Origin of the sequence: Mesorhizobium sp. M5C.F.Ca.IN.020.29.1.1 (assembly GCF_003997375.1) — a bacterium.
GTDB classification, from domain to species: Bacteria; Pseudomonadota; Alphaproteobacteria; order Rhizobiales; family Rhizobiaceae; genus Mesorhizobium; species Mesorhizobium wenxiniae.
Window position 1 is genome coordinate 1 of the sequence record NZ_RZSW01000552.1, and the last position, 4,073, is coordinate 4,073.

A 4,073-nucleotide genomic window follows, 5' to 3' on the forward strand; every position below is an offset into this window, starting at 1 on the left:
AGCCGATGGTTCGCACCCTCACCAATGCTTTCGCCACCGGCCGCATCGCCCAGGCCTGGATGCTGACCGGTGTGCGTGGTGTCGGCAAGACGACGACGGCGCGCATTCTGGCGCGGGCGCTCAACTACAAGACCGCCACCGTCGACCAGCCTTCGGTCGACCTTGCCGTGCTGGGCGAGCATTGCCAAGCGATCATGGAAGGCCGCCATGTCGACGTCATCGAGATGGACGCCGCCTCGCATACCGGCATCGACGACATCAGAGACATCATCGAGCGCGTGCGTTACGCCCCGGTGTCGGCGCGCTACAAGGTCTACATCATCGATGAAGTGCACATGCTCTCGACCCAGGCCTTCAACGGCCTGCTGAAGACGCTGGAAGAGCCGCCGCCGCACGTCAAATTCATCTTCGCCACCACCGAAATCAGAAAAGTTCCGATCACCGTTCTGTCGCGTTGCCAGCGCTTCGACCTCAGGCGTATCGATGCTGGCACGCTGGTTGCACATCTGTCCTCGATCGCCGGCAAAGAAGGCATTGCGGTCGACGACGACGCACTGGCGATGATCGCCCGTGCGGCCGAAGGATCGGCGCGCGATTCGCTGTCCATTCTCGACCAGGCGATCGCCCATGGCAGCGGCGCTGTCAGCGCCGAAGCGGTACGCGCCATGCTCGGGCTCGCCGACCGCGCCCGCATTGTCGACCTGTTCGAACATGTCATGAAAGGCGATGTGGCGTCCGCACTGGCCGAGTTCCGCAACCAGTATGATACCGGCGCCGATCCGGCCACGGTGCTGACCGACTTGGCCGAGTTCAACCACCTCGTCACCCGGTTGCGCTTCGTGCCGACGGCCCTTGAGGACGCGTCGCTGTCGGAGGACGAGCGCCGGCGCGGCGCCGATTTCGCCAAGGCGCTGTCGGTCAGGGTGCTGTCGCGGACCTGGCAAATGCTGTTGAAAGGCATTCCCGAGGTGCAGTCCTCCAACCGGCCGGTCAGTGCCGCCGAAATGGTGCTGATCCGGCTGGCGCATGCCGCCGACCTGCCGACACTGGACGAGGCGCTGAAATCGCTGGAGAGCGGAGCGTCGGTGCCCAACGGCGCGCCACGCTCGAATGGTGCGCCCGCAAGCTCTGTCGTCGCAAATCCCGGCCCAGCAAGTCCCGGAAATGGCGGCGCCAGCGCTGTGGCGCAAACGCGGATGCCGACGGCCAATGGCGGCGCGCAGACCATGCGGCTGGTCGAACCCGCGGCGATGCCTGCAGCCTTCGTTCCGGAGCCGGTTGCGGATGCGCCGCCGGTGCCGGTGAAATCGCTGGCCGACATCGTCGCGCTTGCCGACGCCCAGCGCGACATGGCCTTCAAGGTGCTGGTGAAGCGCTGCGTGCGCCTGGTGCGCATCGTGCCCGGCCGCATCGACGTCAGCCTGACCGATGATGCGCCGAAGATGCTGCTCAACGACCTGACCGCCAAATTGCGCGCCTGGACCGGCCGCAGCTGGCTGGTGTCGCTGTCGAAGGAAGAGGGCGGCCAGACGCTGGCCGAGATGGAATCGACCAAACGTGAAAGCGCCCTCCTCGACGCCAAGAGCGACCCGACCGTCGCCGCCATCCTGGCGCGTTTTCCCGGCGCCAAGATCATCGACGTGCGCATTCCCGACGCACCGGAAGCCGATGCGGTGGAGGCAGAGGTTCCGATCGAGCCGGCGACAGACGAAGACGAAACCTAAAGCATGATCCCGAAAGTGGGAGCCGGTTTTCGGAGAAGATCATGCTCAACCAAAAGACACACGATCAATCGTAGAGGACCAAGCGATGAAAGATCTTCTCGGCCTGATGGGCAAGGCGAAAGAAATGCAGGCCAAGTTCCAGGCCATGCAGGACGAGATCGCCACGCTGGAAGCCACCGGACAGGCCGGCGGCGGCCTGGTCAGCGTGACGCTGACCGGCAAATTCGAGATGAAGGCGCTGAAGATCGACCCGTCTCTGTTCAAGGAGGAGGAGGTCGAGATTCTGGAGGATCTGCTTCTCGCCGCCCACAATGACGCAAGGGCCAAGGTCGAGCAGATGATGCAGGAAAAGACCCAGGCACTGACCGCAGGACTGCCGATACCGCCGGGAATGAAGCTGCCGTTCTAAGGTGTTGATAGCTATGCCGGTCGACTGAACCCATTGCTCGAGCCTTGGGGAAGGCTCCCTGTGGGTATCCTAGGATAGGACCCGGGATAGGACCCATGCCGTTATAGTGGCGTGGAGTGCTGTGCCGCGATTCGGCGGTCGCTTGCTCCACCGGTGTGTCCATTCGGCAACTCCGCGCACTTAATAACGCTTTAGCCATCTTTTTGCCTGAAAGTGTCTCATTCTTGCCGCAACCAGGGGCGGGCTGGCGACAGAATGAGGGGATATCTTTGATCGCGACCCGATGGAAGACGCCGTTGTTGCTCGGCGTCATCACCTCTCCGCTGTTCTTGACCGCTTGCAGTCAGACCACCTCGCACAGCCTGTCGGTGGCCAGCCTGACCGATGCCGTCAGATCCCGGCCTTACCGTCACACAGCGAAGGACAAGGAGTGCCTCCAGCGCGCGATGTTCTTCGAATCCAACCGGTCGAGCCGCGACGGCATGATTGCCGTCGGCACGGTGGTCATGAACCGGCTGCGCTCCGGCAAGCACGGCAACACCATCTGCCAGGTGGTTGGCGAGCGTGGCCAGTTTGCGCCGGGCGTGATGACACGGCGGATGAATTCGAAGGCGATGCCCGATGTCGAGGAAGCCGCCGAGGCGGTGCTCAGGGGCGAGCGCAAGGCCAAGCTGAAGAACACGATGTTCTTTCACACCGCCGGCCTGCGTTTCCCCTACAAGAACATGCACTACACCATGGTTGCCGGCGGCAACGCCTTCTATGAAAAGCGCGGCCGGAACTGGAAACCGTTGCCGGACGAGCCGACGGTCGCGGTGGCACAGTCCACGCCGCGGGGGTCGGCGCGCGCAGCGCCTGTGACGCTCGTGGCCTCCGCCGCTCCGGTCGCCAAGGCAAAATTCGCCAAGGCAACCTATGTGACCGCGGTCGCAACGCAACCGGCAAAGGCTACTCTAGAGAAGGCGACGCCAGAGAAGGCGACCCTTGTGGCGATGCAAGAGCCGATGCAGGAGCCGGACGCGGCCCGTTTTGGCGGCACTGCCGGTGCGCAACCTGTCACGTCATTCCCGGCGGCGCCGGCCGAGCCGACGATGTCGTTTGAATCGACGCCCGAGAACACCGACGCCATCGGCGCCATGATCGCCGGCCAGGGCCGGCCGCTGGAAGCCTACTGACGGCAGCAGCATCCTTACGCGTTGAATAGGCCGCTGCCCGCTGGAGTGTTCCAAAGCGTGCGGAAAAATCATAAACCGATGCGATGTCGAAGCGAATCGCCGGTCCCGAGATCGAACGCCTGATCCAGCTCCTGGCCAAGGTGCCGGGGCTTGGGCCGCGTTCGGCCAGGCGAGCAGCGCTTCACCTCATCAAGAAGAAGGAGCAGTTGCTGTCGCCGCTGGCCGCCGCCATGAGCGAGGCGGTCGACAAGGTGCGCATCTGCTCGACCTGCGGCAATGTCGATACGTCCGACCCCTGCATGATCTGCACCGATCCGCGCCGCGACGCCGGCACGCTTATCGTCGTCGAGGACGTGGCCGACCTGTGGGCGCTGGAGCGGGCGGCCGCCATGAATGTCCGCTATCACGTGCTCGGCGGCTCGCTGTCGCCACTCGACGGCATCGGCCCCGAGCAGCTCAACATCCGTTCACTGGTCGACCGTGTCGCCGACGGTGAGGTCAAGGAGGTGATCCTCGCCCTCAACGCCACGGTCGAGGGCCAGACCACCGCGCATTATCTCACCGATCAATTGTCCGGCTTCGATATCAAAGTAACGCGGCTGGCGCATGGCGTCCCGGTCGGCGGCGAACTCGACTATCTCGACGAAGGCACGCTGGCCGCCGCGCTGCGCTCGCGGACGGCGTTTTGACGTGGCTGGCGGGAAGGATGCTTCTGAGATGACTGCGAAGGAACGCTGCCCTTGCATACTCTACATTGTATTTCTG

Annotated in this window: 4 protein-coding genes; all 4 read left to right on the plus strand. The window is 63.9% G+C overall.

The features are described from left to right. Positions 1 to 1,724 (plus strand): DNA polymerase III subunit gamma/tau (locus EOA85_RS29365; RefSeq protein ID WP_127212090.1); only part of this gene is annotated, 1,724 nt, incomplete at its 5' end. A gap of 85 nt (positions 1,725 to 1,809) precedes the next feature. Next, positions 1,810 to 2,133, plus strand: coding sequence for a YbaB/EbfC family nucleoid-associated protein (locus tag EOA85_RS29370; protein WP_029356983.1), 324 nt, complete (start codon positions 1,810 to 1,812; stop codon positions 2,131 to 2,133). Between the two features lie 269 nt (positions 2,134 to 2,402). Next, positions 2,403 to 3,308, plus strand: coding sequence for a cell wall hydrolase (locus EOA85_RS29375; RefSeq protein WP_127212091.1), 906 nt, complete (start codon positions 2,403 to 2,405; stop codon positions 3,306 to 3,308). Positions 3,309 to 3,391: 83 nt separating this feature from the next. After that, positions 3,392 to 3,997, plus strand: coding sequence for a recombination mediator RecR (gene recR / locus EOA85_RS29380; protein ID WP_095521133.1), 606 nt, complete (start codon positions 3,392 to 3,394; stop codon positions 3,995 to 3,997). Positions 3,998 to 4,073: the final 76 nt, after the last annotated feature.